Annotated in this window: 9 protein-coding genes; 5 read left to right on the top strand and 4 right to left on the bottom strand. The window is 45.1% G+C overall.

The window, feature by feature from the left end; translation table 11 throughout:
* Positions 1-74: 74 nt before the first annotated feature.
* The 3 genes from CXF72_RS18265 to CXF72_RS18255 form a co-directional block, all read right to left on the bottom strand.
* The gene (locus CXF72_RS18265) at positions 75-2,633 is read right to left on the bottom strand and encodes a PfaB family protein (RefSeq protein WP_101041217.1); all 2,559 of its coding nucleotides are present in this window, start codon (positions 2,631-2,633) and stop codon (positions 75-77) included.
* Complete coding sequence (locus CXF72_RS18260; protein ID WP_101041216.1) at positions 2,626-10,872, bottom strand: type I polyketide synthase; 8,247 nt, start codon at positions 10,870-10,872, stop codon at positions 2,626-2,628. The genes CXF72_RS18265 and CXF72_RS18260 overlap by 8 nt, the downstream gene beginning before the upstream one ends.
* A gap of 90 nt (positions 10,873-10,962) precedes the next feature.
* Complete coding sequence (locus tag CXF72_RS18255) at positions 10,963-11,772, bottom strand: transcriptional regulator (protein ID WP_101041215.1); 810 nt, start codon at positions 11,770-11,772, stop codon at positions 10,963-10,965.
* Positions 11,773-12,134: 362 nt separating this feature from the next.
* Here CXF72_RS18255 and CXF72_RS18250 point away from each other — a divergent pair, with 362 nt between their 5' ends.
* The gene (locus CXF72_RS18250) at positions 12,135-13,082 is read left to right on the top strand and encodes a YeiH family protein (protein WP_101041214.1); all 948 of its coding nucleotides are present in this window, start codon (positions 12,135-12,137) and stop codon (positions 13,080-13,082) included.
* A 38-nt stretch (positions 13,083-13,120) separates the two neighbouring features.
* Here the strand turns inward: CXF72_RS18250 and CXF72_RS19465 are convergent, their stop codons facing one another.
* Positions 13,121-13,285: a hypothetical protein gene (locus tag CXF72_RS19465; protein ID WP_157823294.1), complete on the bottom strand. Its 165-nt coding sequence runs from the start codon at positions 13,283-13,285 to the stop codon at positions 13,121-13,123.
* Between the two features lie 439 nt (positions 13,286-13,724).
* Here CXF72_RS19465 and CXF72_RS18240 point away from each other — a divergent pair, with 439 nt between their 5' ends.
* The 4 genes from CXF72_RS18240 to CXF72_RS18225 are packed head-to-tail and all read left to right on the top strand — an operon-like array spanning position 13,725 to position 17,097.
* Positions 13,725-14,867 carry an ABC transporter permease gene (locus CXF72_RS18240; RefSeq protein ID WP_232785022.1) on the top strand — a complete coding sequence of 381 codons (1,143 nt, stop codon included), beginning with the start codon at positions 13,725-13,727 and terminating at the stop codon, positions 14,865-14,867.
* Positions 14,864-15,628 carry an ABC transporter ATP-binding protein gene (locus CXF72_RS18235; protein ID WP_101041211.1) on the top strand — a complete coding sequence of 255 codons (765 nt, stop codon included), beginning with the start codon at positions 14,864-14,866 and terminating at the stop codon, positions 15,626-15,628. The genes CXF72_RS18240 and CXF72_RS18235 overlap by 4 nt, the downstream gene beginning before the upstream one ends.
* Positions 15,618-16,514 carry an MlaD family protein gene (locus CXF72_RS18230; protein WP_157823293.1) on the top strand — a complete coding sequence of 299 codons (897 nt, stop codon included), beginning with the start codon at positions 15,618-15,620 and terminating at the stop codon, positions 16,512-16,514. Before CXF72_RS18235 ends, CXF72_RS18230 begins: the two co-directional genes overlap by 11 nt.
* The gene (locus tag CXF72_RS18225) at positions 16,504-17,097 is read left to right on the top strand and encodes an ABC-type transport auxiliary lipoprotein family protein (RefSeq protein ID WP_101041209.1); all 594 of its coding nucleotides are present in this window, start codon (positions 16,504-16,506) and stop codon (positions 17,095-17,097) included. The genes CXF72_RS18230 and CXF72_RS18225 overlap by 11 nt, the downstream gene beginning before the upstream one ends.
* The last annotated feature ends 153 nt before the right edge of the window (positions 17,098-17,250 follow it).

Raw genomic sequence — 17,250 nt, 5'->3', positions numbered from 1 at the left:
ATTAATATCAACACCCGCACTAACAAGCTTTGCCGCTAAACGTGCACACGGATTGCGTAAGAAAGCGGCTTAAATTAATATCGACACCCGCACTGACAAGCTTTGCCGCTGCACAGGCCCACGGGTTGAATGATCGATCCGTAGAAAAAGCTGCTTAAATTAATATCGACACCCGCACTGACAAGCTTTGCCGCTGCACGTGCGTAACTGAGTTGATCATCGCAACCTTTGGCATTAACCGGCACGGTTAAAAAATTAGCTGTGGTTTTGTCGGCTACTGCACCCATTTTTAAAATCTTATTGGTCCAGCCGGATAATGACGATCCGGCGCCCATTTCAATAAACACCTCAGCCCCCTGATTAGATAAGGTGTTAATCAGGCGCGGAAAATCAACCGGCTCACAGAGACACTTAGCGATACTGACCGCAATCGCTTTAGGGTGCTGCGGAATAGGCAGATAACAGGAGCTGGAATACATTTTGGTGTTAATCCGCTCGCTGACCTCCATAGTGTAAAGATCCTGGATCGCTTGATATTCCGAATAGGCCGCTTCGCTGTGAATCGCATTACCTATATTAAGCGGCACGGCACGCGCCCCTAAGCGCTTAATTACCCGTAAACAATCCTGTGGATAACCACCTATGGTTAAACTGTCCGGCGTATTTATCAGGGTAACATAAACCCGTTCACCCTTTTTAATGGCCTTGTTCACCTCAACAAAAGAACCCCTGATGCTGTAGGTTTCCCAGATTCGCTCAAGGGTACCATCAGCGACATCGGGCAGATTCCACCTTTCGCGCAGCGCACGTAACTCGCCCGACAAACGGTGATTAAAAGTATTGGAACTCGCTAAGCGCGCACTCATTAAACCGGGTGACCGCCAGCATCCTAATCCGGCATACATACTGATTTCGCCCATGCTGTAACCTGCAGCAAAATCAGCTTTAATATTAAAAACCTGCGCAAATATTTCACTGAAAACACAGGCAAAACCGACACCACATTCAGCTATCTCAGCCAGCGTGCTGCGCAGGCTGAGATCCAACTTTTTCAGTTCACTGAAATCCAGACGGGTCAGGGAACGCGGGTAGATTAAGCGCTCTTTTAGAGAGGCGCCTATATCATCGGCTAAGGCCACAATACTTGAATAGATTTCAGGAAAGAGGTGAAACAGATCTCGCCCTAATCCCACATAAGTGGCACCGATGCCGGGATATAAAAAGGCGACATTTTTTTTGCTGGCCAGCGGGGTTGCACTAAAATAGCTGCCTTTAGGGGTTTTCCAATGGCTGTTATTGGTAAAAGCATGCTTAATACCGGTTAATGCCAGGGTTATTTCTTTCATTAACTGCTCGTGCGACTCGGCTAACAGCACCATTTTAAAGTCTTTATTGGGCTGCTCGGAAAATTCCTTAAAACATTGTTTGGCTAAAGCTTTAAAGTTGGCCCTCGAAAGATTTTCCGATAAGCGCTGTAACTGCCCTGTCAGCTCGGCTTGATTGTTGCCTGCCAGCACAAATAAGGTCGAATCTGCACAGGCATTAAAACCGTTGCTGTGCACTAATTTGTCGTTATTTTCCTGCAAAATAATATGCGCATAATCATTTTTTGATAAACAGCTGTAAGCGACATACCGGGGGCTGCGATCGGGATCAGGAAAGGCCGGGGTCGCCTGATTAAAAACATAAAAAGGCGATTCAGACCAGGCTTGAAGTTTTTCAAATACAGGCTTAGTCCAGTCTTTAATCCCGGCACGATAACGCTGCTGAAGCACAAAAACACTGTTTAATAACCCCAGCAACTGCGATAAGGATTTATTTTCCCCGAGCACACTTTTGCTGCAGCTGATGGCGGTGCTTAATTTTTGCCCGTGGCTGTAGGCGCTTAATAATGCCTTCGTCTCTAATATGCAAAGCGCAGGATCAGAAAGCGCTGACACTTCGACACTATCGATCATTCCAGTGCTCACCTTTGCGGCGCGCAGAGAGCGCTCGATAGTCGCGCGCATTTCACCTTCAGTGTTAAGAGTATCAGCACTGCAGGCCGCGCTGTGCAGCGTTGCATAACGGTAACAGCCGTGAGCCGCGGCAAAATCAGCCGCCGATAATAATATACTGACCACCCCATTATGCTGCGCGTAACCACTAAAATCATCATTAAAACTGATACTGGCTTGATCCTGTTTTATATTAGGATCAGCATTCGATTTCGCGGCAATAATTAAAACCGCGACATTAAATTCGACAATCAACTTTTCACTGCGGATCAGCGCCGCACCGAGGTTATTAACTGTACTGCAGCTAAAATACTCCTGCTCAACTGCGGCAAAAGGCTCACCGGCATCGCTAACAATAATAACCGCCACCTGTTGTGCACTGAGCTTATTCGCTGCGACAACACGGGCGGCTGAATCTTTGCATAAAGTTGAATAATCACTTTGTTCTAAAAGCGGATCAAGATCTTGACCATCAACCCGATGCAGGCAAGCTTTATGCGTATCACCTTTGTACACTTCACCTTTGTATAAAGCTGACTCAACATAATCGATATCAGGCAGACCTTCAAACTGCGCATCTATGCCGATAATAGCAAGCTGGTTGTTAAGGCTATCAAGCCCTCTGTTATCAGGCATTAACTTCAACGGCCAGTTTAAATAATTTGTTTAAACTGGCACTGCAGGTAACTTCAGCACCCGATATTTCCGCCAGAATCCGTTTATCTTTGTCGATCAGCAGAATATCGGCAACCACTTTATTTGCCTGCTGCTGAGACACCGAAAGCTTTAAATAAAAGGCCTGATTAACCTTAACTTCAGTATAGACAGTCCAGGCGAATGTGCTGCCCGGTAAACTGCCCAAGCCTAACTCTTTACGCGCCCAAATCAATAACGCCTGATAGACTAAATCATTAGCGAAAATATTAGTTACTTGCAGATCAAATTCACCCTGTTCGCTTTTTACGGATTCAGGAATTAAGCAACTTAACAATAATCCCTGAGCACCGCATTCCAGCAGGGATTGTATCCCCTGCAAACTGCTGCCGTGAAATAAGGTGCCATCCTGATAAAGTGCATCGGCATTGGCCTGTTTACTTATAACTAAATCAGGCAGTTCAGTAACGTACAGCGGCTTGGCTTGATGTTCTTTGGCCAATAATAAAGTGGCGCCATAATGAAAACTCAGGCTGTCATTGGCATTGATACTGGATATTTTAACCTCTACGGCTAAATCGCCCGACGGTTTTTCCAGGCAATTCAGATCAATAAAATAATCGTTTGCCTGCGTGCCATCAAAGACAATACCTTTAAACAATTGATAATTTTCCAGCCCCTGATACACAAAATTCGAATAGCTGACAGCCACGGCGTCCACCATCCAGGCAATGGCACAGACAGTTGGCAGTACCTGATTTTTACCTATCTTATGATCAGCCAAAAAAGGATTGTTAGCCGCTAAAAATCTTTTTGCCAAGCGACTAACTAATGGCTTTTTTATGCTTGTATCCTTCGATACTTTATTCTCTAATGCTTCAGCCTCGGATGATTGCCCTTCCATGTCGTTACCCACCAGAATTTGCGGACAACGATTGCTGTCGGCGGCAAGTTCATTTAGTAATAACTCAGCCCCGGCCGCTAAAGGAATAATATACACCCCGCGATCGTCAAACATCTTTTTCAGTTCAGCTGTCACCATGCCGCCATCCCAGGGTCCCCAGTTAAAGCTCAGTACCTGGGCTGCCGGATGCAGGGCTTTAAAACGATAAGCCGTTTTATTTAAAATATCGTTGGCAATGGCATAATCAGACTGCCCCGGATTACCGTAAAAACCGGCCGCCGAGGAGAATAAAACCAGCTGCTTAAGTTTGTCCTGCTGGCAACAGGCTAACAGGGATAACAGGCCTTCTATTTTAGTGTTATAAACCGCTTCAAATTCGGCGACTGTTTTTTGCTCGATAAATTTATCGGCGAGCACACCCGCACCATGAATAATCCCGCTCACCTTCCCCCAGAGTTCGGTGATCGGTGTTAGCGCATTCAAGACAGCATTTGAATCGGTCACATCCGCACAAATATATTCGCCAATACCACCCGCCGCATCTATTAACGCCAAGGTTTGTTTTATTTCACGATTGGCGAGTACTTCGAACACTAATGCTGAAATGGACGCGGGTGTGGGTTTTTCACCTTTTGCCTGCAATGCCTGCATGGCAGCCTTTTTAAGTTGTGCCTGATCATTAATCCCGCTTGCCCAGTCTGGTTGACAGCTTTTATAATTCGAACGCCCCAGAAGAATAAACTTGGATTGATACTGTTTTGCCAAACGGATAACACACTCAGCGGTCACCCCCCGGGCACCGCCACTAACGAGAAATACCGAATTTTGATCGATACTGCTGCCGGCCTGCAAAGTGTAACTGTCTGTTTTTTCAGCCGCCAGGGTTAAACGGCCATTGCGGTTAAAACCCACTTCTACGGGTTTAACATTTTTATCGTTTAACTCATCAACAATAATATTAGCGACTTTATCGGCGGAAAATTTACTGGCCAGATCAACGGCACGACAAAATACCGCAGGCCATTCATGGGAGAGCGTTTTAACCAGCCCGGCAAGTCCCGTCTGCACCAGATCGGATTCAAGTTCGTTACTATCCACCCCGAAAGCGCCACCCTGACGGGTTAAGACCATAAATGATGATCGGGTTTCAATATTGTTTTGCGGCGCTGCTAAACCTGACAGTTTAGCTAACAAAAATGCGAGCATTAACCCCTGTTTGCTTGCCTGCGGATATTCAATAGCAGTAATAGTGGTTTTAGGATGCAGATAAATGATACTTGTCCAAACAGACTGAGTGTCTAAAATCGTGCTGAGTTCCTGCTCATCAACCGCATTTAATGCAAAAACATTAACTTTATCGGAAAATGTTTTATCGCTATCGGCGTTTATCCAGCTTGGTTTGATAACAGTAACGGACCAACCCAGGCGGCTTAATTTATCCGCTAAGTGAACAGCACAACCTTGACCGTCATCCACTAATAAAAGATTTTCACCGTTGACATTCATAGCCATGGTTTCAATTGCATTAAGGTGCTTAATCACCACGGTGGCACTGGGTGCGGGCTCAAAACTTGCCATCGATTCAACTGAATCAACGGCTTCAGCAGGCTTTTGTATCTCTGTTGCGGGCTTTATGGCATCAGCTTGACTCTGCTCCGCAAGATTGCTCATATAGTCAACAATACAGCCTAAAGTGCGCAGCTCGGCTAAGGCTTCCGGATTTAATTCCGGCAGCGAGCTTATCTGATCCTGTACCGCGCCTAAAATTTCCACTCGTTTAATCGAATCTATGCCTAAATCCGCTTCCATGTCCATGCCAAGTTCAAGCATTTCAACGGGATATCCGGTTTTATCGGCCACCACTTCCAGCATGACCGTTTCGATCTGGGTTAAATCAACGGCTTGCTCCGGGACGATAGGCACGACATTATTCAGAGGCGGGGTAACGGGAACAGGTGCTTGGGACTGCATATAAGTGACTATTTCACCTAAAGTGCGCAGCTCGGCTAGCGCTTCCGGATTTAATTCCGGCAAGTCGCTGACCTCATCCTGCACCGCGCCTAAAATTTCCACTCGTTTAATGGAATCTATGCCTAAATCTGACTCCATGTCCATGCCAAGTTCGAGCATTTCAACGGGATAACCGGTTTTATCGGCAACCACGGCAAGCATAATAGATTGAATATCCACCAGACTAGTACCTGTCAGACTAGGTGTTAAGGGTGCAGATTGGCTGTTCTGTGTTTTTAACGGTGTTGCATTTCTCTCTGCTTGGTGACTATCCGTTGTTAAACAAGCTGCCTGCGACTGCATATAGTCAACAATTTCGCCCAAAGTGCGCAGTTCGGCTAAGGCTTCCGGATTTAATTCCGGCAAGTCGCTGACCTCATCCTGCACCGCGCCTAAAATTTCTACCCGTTTAATGGAATCTATGCCTAAATCCGCTTCCATGTCCATGCCAAGTTCGAGCATTTCAGCGGGATAACCGGTTTTATCGGCAACCACGGCAAGCATAATAGATTGAATATTCACCAGACTAGTACCTGTCATACTAGTGCTTAAGGGTGCAGATTGGCTGTCCTGTGTATCGGCAGCAGAAGCCGCCGGTGCCTGCGACTGCATGTAGTCAACTATTTCCCCCAAAGTGCGCAGCTCGGCCAGCGCTTCCGGATTTAATTCCGGCAAGTCGCTTATCTGATCCTGCACCGCCCCTAAAATTTCTACCCGTTTAATGGAATCTATGCCTAAATCCGACTCCATGTCCATGCCAAGTTCGAGCATTTCAACGGGATATCCGGTTTTATCGGCAACCACATCCAGCATCACAGTCCGAATAGCGAATAAATCAATTTCAGGAACATTATTGTCAAGTGATGCAATATTATTAAGCGGAGTAACCGGTGCCTGCGACTGCATGTAGTCAACTATTTCCCCCAAAGTGCGCAGCTCGGCCAGCGCTTCCGGATTTAATTCCGGCAAGTCGCTTATCTGATCCTGCACTGCCCCTAAAATCTCTACCCGTTTAATGGAATCTATGCCTAAATCCGACTCCATGTCCATGCCAAGTTCGAGCATTTCAACGGGATATCCGGTTTTATCGGCAACCACATCCAGCATCACAGTCCGAATAGCGGATAAATCAATTTCAGGAACATTATTATTAAGCGCAGTAACCGGCGCCTGCGACTGCATATAGTCAACTATTTCACCCAAAGTGCGCAGCTCGGCGAGCGCTTCCGGATTTAATTCCGGCAGGGAGCTGACTTGATCCTGCACCGCGCCTAAAATCTCGACCCGTTTAATGGAATCTATGCCTAAATCCGCTTCCATGTCCATGCCAAGTTCGAGCATTTCAACGGGATAACCGGTTTTATCGGCAACCACATCCAGCATCACAGTCCGAATAGCGGATAAATCAATTTCAGGGACATTATTGTCAAGTGATGCAATATTATTAAGCGCAGTAACCGGCGCCTGCGACTGCATATAGTCAACTATTTCACCTAAAGTGCGCAGCTCGGCCAGCGCTTCCGGATTTAATTCCGGCAGGGAGCTGACTTGATCCTGCACCGCGCCTAAAATCTCGACCCGTTTAATGGAATCTATGCCTAAATCCGCTTCCATGTCCATGCCAAGTTCGAGCATTTCAACGGGATAACCGGTTTTATCGGCAACCACGGCAAGCATCACATTTTGAATTTCATGTACATCAATGGCGGCTGTTTGCACAGGCTCAGTTTTATTCTGTTGAACAGGCTCCGAGGCCACAGGCGCAGCAGCAACCGGAGTTTTAATCTCTTGCACCGGCGCAGCAGCAACGTGCTGCTGGACTGGAGGTACAGCTTTAACAGTCGCGACACTATTTTTTTGAACGGCAGCAGAGTCAGTCATAGCAGACCCTTCAGCCATCGGCGTTGCCGTTAACATTCGCTGCATATTCTCGGTCTGATGATTTAAATAGGTTTCGTGAACCCGTAATGTTTCAGACTGGAAGTCATGGTACATAGTTAATGTTTTATCCAAACTTTCAGGCAATTGCGCCGCACCCGCGTGAGAAGCTAAAACTGACTGGAAGGTTTTTGCGTACTCTTTTGGACCCTGCAGATATTCTTCATGCACACTTAAGAGTTGTGCCTGATGCTGCACAACCTGGCCGACACTTTGTTCAATAGAGGCAACTAACGCGGCGCTATTGTCCGGCTGCCTACTGACGCTGGCCATATTGACAGCTTGAGGATCAAAGGGTGTCCCGTCGGGATTGAGGTAGACAATCTTTTCCACAATCTTTTCCACAATTTTTTCAACGATCACCTCTTTCTCAACGATCACCTGTTTTTCAATGACCTTAGCTTGCTCAGTGTTGGCTTGTGGAGAGTTGATTTTTTGACCGTCACTTAAGGCATCCGTAAAGGCTTTTTTAGTTTTGTCACTGACATAAGCAGCACCGGATAATTTCATTGCCAGAGGTGATTTTTTAGGCGGCGTTGTTGGACGTTGTAGCGCGTTATAAGGGTCAATATTATTCAACTGCACCCCTAATACGGCCATTTCAACGGCGGCTAAACGCAGCTGCAAATCAGCTGACTTTTTAGGGTTGGCATTGACTGCAATAGTAGTCACATCGGATTTATCCTGCAGAATATTATCAACTAACCCTGTTAAACCATTTTTAGGACCAAATTCAATAAAGATACGTCCACCAGCGGCATATAAATTATCAATTTCATCATTAAAATGAACAGGTTGTAAAATATGTTTTTTCAGGCTGGCTTTGATCACCTCGGCATCCGTTGAATGCGCGTTTGCACTGCCATTGGAAAAGACCGGAATGACCGGCGATTTAAATTCAACGGCGTTGATAGCATTGGCAAAAGGCTTTTGTGCATGTCCTACCAATTCCGTATGAAAAGCCGCAGAAACAGGCAGCTGGATCACTTTATAACCTTTGTCTTTAAGCTGCGCAAAAGCAACATCTATCTCGCTGCTTGGACCCGCGACAACCACTTGATTATTAGCGTTATAATTGGCAATTGAAAGACCAGCAAACGGTTTGATCTCCAGCGCGACTTGAGCCGGATCACCTATTACGGCGATCATAGTACCGGCATCAAAATTTACATCATCGGGCGCAGCCATTGCCTGACCACGGCTGCGGGCCAGTAACATATAATCATGCTCGGATAAGACACCCGCGGCCCATAAAGCGGTTAATTCACCGAAACTATGACCGGCAGTGAAATCAGCTTTAAAGCCGGCCTGCTGGAAGGTTTTATATAATCCCGCGCTAAAAGCGCCAATTGCAGGCTGAGCGTGCTGGGTTAAACGTAAGTTTTCTTCCTGTGCCACACGTTTTTCAGCCGTAAAGGCAGGGATCGGATAAGTAACGGCTGACAACTGCTGCAAACCGTTATCACTAAACTGGGTATCCATCAATGCATTAGTGTCTAACATTGACGGGAAGTTACAGCTTAAATCACGGCCCATATTAACATATTGAGAACCTTGCCCCGAGAACAGTGCAACCACTTTCCCCGGTGTTTTAAGCCCGCTTTCACGGTAATAGATGCCCGTCGGTTTAGACCACGCGATTGCGTCATTCAGGTTAAATTCTTTTATTATCTGTTCAATTAATTGCACTGCTTGTTGCGCATTTTTAGCCACAAAACCACAACGTGCGAGCTCGTGCTCGGGTGTTGATAATGGATTTTCAACCACTAAAGCATTAAATGCATAGGCCTGTAAATCCTCATTAACCGCAAGTTTCGTCTTCCAGGTGGTTAAACTTTGTTTTAAAGTGGCCTTATCGGCTGCGCTGATAACAATAGTTTGCGGCACTTCATTTAAACGGTATTGGCCGCTTTGTTTGCTTTGATATTCTTCCAGGACAATATGGAAATTAGTACCACCAAAACCAAAGGAACTGATCCCGGCACGACGCTTAATCGCATCGGCACGCGGCATCCAGGGCCGGGTTTCACTATTGATATACAGCGGGCTGTTCTCAATATCCAAGTTTTTATTAGGCTGCTCCACATTGATAGTTGCCGGCAGCACTTTATGGTAAAGCGCTAAAGACGCTTTAATTATCCCTGCAGTACCGGCTGCGGCTTTGGTATGGCCAATTTGTGATTTAACCGATCCTAAGGCGATATGTTGTTTTTGTGTGTTGTTTTCACTAAAGAGCGCGTTTAAACCCGCAAACTCGGCGGCATCTCCGGCCTTTGTGCCGGTACCATGCGCTTCAATCAAACCGCAGGTTAAGGGATCAAAACCGGCATCAGCATAGCCACGTTTAAGCGCTTTTACTTGTCCGGCAGGACTCGGCGCATAAATAGATTTATAACGGCCATCGGATGAACTGCCGATGCCTTTAATAACGGAATAGATTTTATCGCCATCGCGCTCGGCATCGGCTAGCCGTTTCAGCGCTATCATGCCCACCCCTTCACCGATCATCATGCCGTTGGACTGATCATCAAAGGGACGAATATTTTGCCCATCGGTAAAAGCGGGGGTTTTTGAGAATGACATATACATAAAGGGGGAGTTATCACAACAGACCCCGCCGGTGATCATCATCTCCGAGCGATACTCAAGCAGATCCGAGACCGCCATTTTAATCGCCGCTAAGGAGCTTGCACAGGCAGCATCAACCACACAGTTAGTGCCGCCAAAATCGAAACGGTTGGCGATACGTCCGGCAATAACATTACCCAACATGCCCGGAAAGGAATTTTCTTCCCAGGGAATATAGGCTTTTTTGAATTTTTCAATGATCATATTACGGTCGGCAGCATCGACACCCGATGCTTTTAATACCTTATTCAACACCGGTCCCTGCAGACGGGATGTTAAGGGCGAGATATGTTTCTGGCCCCCGCCAACTCCAAGAGTGATACCAATTTTATCACGATCATAACTGTTTTCATCGGAGATGCCGGCATCGGCCAGTACATCGCGCGCAACCACTAAAGACATCAACTGAGTAATATCGGTCAGTTCTAACAAATTCGGCGGCAAACCAAATTCCATCGGATCAAAATCAACTTCAGGTAAAAAACCGCCGCGTTTGCAGTAGGTTTTATCCGCCGCTTTTTTATCGGCAGAGTAATAATCATCAATCGCCCAACGATCTTCGGGTATATCCCTAATGCCGTTCACTGACTCAACAATGTTATCCCAAAATTGGTCAAGATTTTTGCTCTCGGCAAAAACCGAAGACATACCAACAATCGCGATAGGACATTCCTGCATCCGTGAACTTAACTGCTCTTCTTCGGCCATATCGTCGTTGTTCTGGGTTTGCTCTGTAGACATTTTATTACTCCGCTGTTGCGTTAGTCATTGTTATTATCTGTCACTTTTCTGCACATAGAAAACGGGTTCTGTTATTGCGCAGTGACCTATTTATTTTTTCGTGTTGTCATCTAACAACCGAAAATGACTTAAAAATTCATTGTAATTAGCCGCCAGTACGCGGCGAATGTGAAACGGCCCTTTAGTTAACACATGTTTCATATATCGTCGGGCCGCGTTTATTTCCTGATCGCAATAGAGGTCAACATAAACCCAGCTACCGCTTGGATCATTGGCCACCAGAAGGCGATAATTTTCAGTTTGATTGACAAATTCGGGCAAGGTAGTGACATTCACCTGCACCACATCCAGACAGTTAAGACTGGTTGACTGTGCATTAAGCGCATGATCCGTGAGCGGGCTGTTTAAATTATCAATGGTTAACTCTTTTTCCCGCAGTTGATTGAGTACATCGGTCATAGCCTGCGGAGATATCTTTGAACTGAACACCATATTAGATTGATTTTCTTCAATATCGACAACCACATGCACTAAATCATTAGGTGTGGGTTCCATGTCTGCAAGGCGCGATACACCATGTCTTTTTAAGCAGCGTTGTAATCCGGCACGAGATGTATTGTCGTTGATAAATTCTTTACACACGCTCAGTAACTGATCCAGTGACAACAGCAAACGGATGCGCAGTTGGACAACAACATATTCCTGAGCGACTGTTAGGGTTGTATTTAATTGCTTGGGAGTATGAGGAAGATCGGCACAATTCTGACGTTTACGCCATTTACGTACCGTCGCTTCAGAAACATTCAAAAGGCGGGATAATTTTGCCGTGGACAAATCCGATTCAAATATAAAAACACGCATCTCTTTAGTGGTGGTTGCGTTTTTATGCTGCTTAGACATTAAAATTGCTTCATTTTTTAAATCAATCTGTTGAAGGTTGGCAGGTGAACAATATACACAGGTATCAGCCCCTACACAATCACCCGATACTAAATAATTTTCAAGGCTGAATAACGGTGAAAATAATCGAGGAAAGCTGGGAAAGTGGGAAAGCTGTCAGCTCGAAGCTCGAAACTCTCAGCTCTCAGCTCTCAGCTCTCAGCTCTCAGCTCTCAGCTCGAAACTCTCAGCTCGAAAACTCGAAGCTCGAAAGATCGAAGCTCGAAGCTCGAAGCTCATTGATAAAACTGATAACATTGCTCTAATACACTGAACTCAGACATTTATTTATAACCGATTAGATTTTAATACTGGAAGCGCACATGGAAAAGTTATTAAATAATGAAAAATGGAAAAAACAGAATCTGATTTTTATTGCTGCCGCCATTTTATGTTTATCACCGCTGATTTCGTCCCCCATTGCATTACTTCTCGGCTTTACGCTGGCGATGCTTGGATTAGTCCCTAAACAGATAAATATGAACTTATTAACCAAAAAACTATTAGCCTATTCAATCATCGGGTTAGGATTTGGGATTAATTTAGACCAGGCCATTACCGCCAGCAAAGAGGCTTTTGGCCTGATTGTATTGTCACTGCTGAGTACTTTGATCATTGGCTGGCTGCTGACTAAACGCTTAGGAATCAATTCAAAAACCGGGTATTTAATTTCATCGGGTACGGCAATTTGTGGCGGTAGTGCCATTGCAGCGGTCGCGCCGGCCATTAATGCGAGCAAGGATCAAACCTCCATTGCACTGGCCACGGTTTTTCTGCTTAATTCAGTGGCATTATTTTTATTTCCCTTTATCGGCCATTTACTGAGTATGACGCAACATGCCTTTGGGGTTTGGTGTGCAATCGCAATCCATGATACATCGTCGGTTGTTGGCGCGGCTTCGGCCTATGGTGATCAGTCATTGTTAATCGCGACCACGCTAAAACTGGCACGCGCCTTATGGATCATTCCCGTTGCCTTTATTAGCGCCCTGCTTTTTAAAGGAGATAATAAGAAAATCACAATTCCAAGCTTTATTTTATTCTACTGCCTGTCGATACTGGTCGCTTATTATTTACCGCAATTTTCCTCTCTCTATGAAATTTTTTTTTCAGTTTCTAAACGTTTTCTGGTGCTGAGTTTATTTTTAATCGGTGCTGCGATCAGCTTTAATAAAATCAAATCGGCAGGAGCTAAACCCATGGTTTTAGGGGTTCTTCTGTGGATAATAACCGCAACGGGCTCACTGGCTTATATTCAGTTAATAATGTAAAACGCAATGCTTTGAATATTTTTCAAAACAAACAGGCGCTACTTTTCGGCACGCTCTTTAGCGCCCTTTTTTTGAGTGAATAAAATATAGCCAAGTAATACAAAAGCACCGAGATCAAATAAAGTGGACAGTAAACCCGAGCTTATAATTGAAAATGCGATACAAGATAAAATCGCCATAATAAGTAAATTTTTAGACTGCATTCGAATTCCTTGCTCAACTGTGGGAGGGGATATTATCTTTCTATCGGTCATTACAAAGGAAATACTAAAACAATCTAAGTCATAACCGGATAGTTAAAATTAAACCGCCTAACTCGCCTATAGACAGCCCTGAATCACTGATCCCGCGTCACCCTTGCGCCATTTGTTTAACTTATGACCTGCAAAAATAATAACGCTCTTAATATTGCTGTTATTAAAAGCTGCCAATGGCTCAAAAAACCAACCACCGATAGACGTATTCAAAATTAAACAACGGGCAGCATTATTAGCGATCCAAAATGCTTCGCAAATATTGCACCTTTTTTGGGTAACCCATTTTTATTCTTACTATACTCAAACACAAAGCATTATGTTCTTGCAGGGTGGCTGCTTGACAGCGGTCACGGATAAAAGTGATTGATATTAAATGGATACCTATTTGAAACGACAACAGGCTCAGATTGAGAAGATTCAAGTCACTGCTGGCGCGATATTATTTCGATGTCAGGGTGACTGGACGGCTAAATCTCTTAAAGATGTGCTGAAATATTTAGAAAAAGAGGCCGATTCCCTTTTTAATATGTCCGTAGAATGGGATGTGTCAGGCGTAGGAAAGGTAGATTCTGCCGGTATAATGCTTTATATCCATTACCATGATTTGCTCAAGTTACAGCACTGCACCATCGAACTGACCGGTGCAGGAGCTGAGTATCAAAATCTTTATCAGTTATTGAATGCGCATGTTTCACAGCAAGCGAAGTCAAAATCCGGCTTATTACCTCAAATGCTGCTCCCCTTCACTCATATTGGCCAGTCTGTGGAAAATTTACGGCAGGATATTAACGATTTTCTGAGCTTTATCGGTGAGCATTCAGCCGCCCTACTTTCCTCTCTACGGCATCCAGCATCCATCCGCTATGCATCCATTGTCAAAAATATCGAAGAAGCGGGTGTTCGTGCGCTGCCTATTGTTGCCCTGACAAGTTGCCTGATTGGTGTGGTGATAACCTATCAGAGCGCATTACAGCTGCAGAAGTTTGGCGCCAATGTTTTTATCGTCGATATGATAGGCATTTCGATTACCAGAGAGCTCGCCCCGCTGATCACAGCGATAGTTGTCGCCGGCAGAACCGGCTCATCCTATACCGCGCAACTTGGCGCGATGATTATTACAGAAGAGATTAGCGCGATGCGTACCATGGGCTTCGATCCGCATCGCTTTCTTGTTCTGCCGCGCATTATTGCTTTAATGATTGTTATGCCCCTGCTGATATTATTTGCGGATGTTATTGGTATTGCGGGAGGCATGGTTGTGTCTAATATCCACCTCAATATTTCCTATGCCGAATTCATTCATCGTCTGCCAAATGTACTCGATATAAAACACGTCTGGATAGGGATTTTTAAAGGCCCTTTCTTTGCCTGGTTAATCGCCGTCACCGGCTGCTTTCGCGGGTTTCAGGTTTCCAGCAATACGGAAAGTCTTGGCCGTTACACGACAATCAGTGTGGTCAACGCTATTTTTCTGGTCATTGCCTGTGATGCACTTTTTTCCGTTATCTTTAGCGAGCTCGGACTATGAGCCACGTTATCCGTGTTGATAATGTAGTGACTAGGTTTGCTGATAAGGTGGTTCATAACGGTATTAGTTTGAGCGTTCAACACGGTGAAATCTATGGCCTGCTCGGCGGCAGCGGTTCCGGAAAATCGACATTAATGAAAGAGATGATCATGTTGTTACGGCCTGCATCGGGAAAAATACAGGTACTCGGTTATGATTTAGTCAATATAAGCCAAGCTGAAGCTGCCGAGCTGCGGGGTCAGTGGGGTGTCCTTTTTCAACAAGGGGCACTTTATTCTTCACTGACGGTAATGGAAAATGTGGCAATCAGTCTCAAGGAGTATACAAGTCTACCGGCAAAACTGATTAAAGAGATTGTCCATATGAAGTTAAATCTGGTCGGCCTTCCTTACCACAGTGCCGATCTCTACCCTGCTCAGTTAAGCGGCGGCATGGTCAAGCGCGCATCATTGGCGAGAGCTCTGGCGATGGATCCACGCTTATTATTTTTAGATGAGCCCACTTCCGGACTGGATCCTATTGGTGCTGAAGAATTTGACCATTTGATTGTTGAATTACGCAATATGCTGGATCTTACTATTGTGATGGTGACTCATGATCTTGACTCCATCTGGACCATTGTGGATCGTTTTGCCGTACTGGCAAATAAAAAAGTGATTGCGGAAGGTACTCTGAAGGAGGTCATACAGCTGCCTGATCCGGTCATCGAGCAGTTCTTTCGAGGAGCCCGCGGGCGCTTAAGGAATGGTCATGGAAAGTAAAATAAATTACACCATTGTCGGACTCTTTGTGGTTATCCTGACGACGGCCTTATTAAGTATTACCTTCTGGTTGACAAGGCAACACGGACAACAAAGCTATGATACTTACCTGGTGCATTTATCAGAATCCGTTGCAGGTTTGAACACCGATGCCACGGTTAAATATCGAGGCGTGGACGTTGGTTGGGTGGTAAAAATTGGACTTAAAGCAGATAACTCGGAAGTGGTGGAATTACTGATCAAAATAAAGCAGGACACAGCTATCAAGACGGATACCACTGCGGCGCTCAATTTTTACGGTATTACCGGGCTTGCCTATGTCGAGCTGCAAGGCATAGACAAACATGCCCCATTATTAAAGAGGATAAATAATACCATACCCATCATCCCGTCAAGACCGTCAACATTAAGACGAATTGATCAATCTTTGAGTCAATTAGCAGAAAAATCGATTGAAACACTGGAAAACATCAACCGCTTACTCGGAGATGAAAATATAAATAATGTTGAACTGCTGCTCTTTGAAAGTAAAGAACTGGTTAAAGATTTGCGCGTACAATTAAGCGCTATTCGCACTCTGATTGATAATGGCATCGTGATGGAGAACCAGATAGCTGCAACCTCTGAAAAAATTACTGCAGCCTCAATAAGTATCAAGCGCATGGCTGATAATATTGAAAAAAACACCACCGGCCTTAGTCAGGAAATGACCCGGGGAATACGCGCGAACTTTAGTGCATTGAACCAGCTTTTAAGCGATCTTGATATTCTCACCAGCACGCTGCAGACAACCCTGCAGGGCATTCAAGACAGCCCTGCAGATTTGCTTTTTAAACGCAGGCAGGCAAATCCGGGACCCGGTGAGGAAGGTTATCATGAAAAATAGAGATTTCTTTTTATTAGCACTGTTATTGATTGGAATAACAGGCTGTGCCGGCGAAAAATTGCCGCCCGTTTCGACCTATACCCTTTCTCCCGCGCTGGATACTTCTAAGATCAGAGCAGCAAAACCTGCTGGTATTCTTATGTTAAGCCGAATGCGCAGCTCGCATGTCTTTAATGGCCGGGCGATAATCTATCGCGATCAGCGCTACGGGCAGAACAGTTACGCTTATAGCCGCTGGAGTGATTCGCCAACTATCATGTTGCGCCTTATTTTTCAGGAAGCACTTGAAAAAAGCGGGCGTTACATTGCGGTTGTTCCTGACTCATCACAGTCGCAATCGGACTTTCTGCTCGAAAGTACCCTGCTTGATTTCAGCCACAGACTCAATGATGACGGAACATCCGATGGGTTGATAAGAATACACTTTAACCTTATCGATAATAATACCAGCAGGGTTATCAAAAGTCGGAATTTTGTTTCAAGCGTGCCGATGGCATCGCCGATCAATGCCGGTGGCGCGGTAGCAGCACTGAACAAAGCTGCCGCTATCATGACTCAGGAACTGCTTGAGTGGCTGCGTTAAATTATTTGAATATATTTACGCTTAATTACATAGACAAAAACGGCATAGGAACTGTTGTTGCGCACCTAACTAATACCAAAATTATTACGTTTATGATCACTTGCTTCAAAGGAAAAATTTACGCTCACAAAGCCGTCAGGATGAATTGGAATT

The organism is Psychromonas sp. MB-3u-54, assembly GCF_002836415.1.
In the GTDB taxonomy this organism is placed as follows: Bacteria; Pseudomonadota; Gammaproteobacteria; order Enterobacterales; family Psychromonadaceae; genus Psychromonas.
Note: the sequence above shows the minus strand (reverse complement) of the source record. Positions and strands in the feature narration are given on the sequence as shown.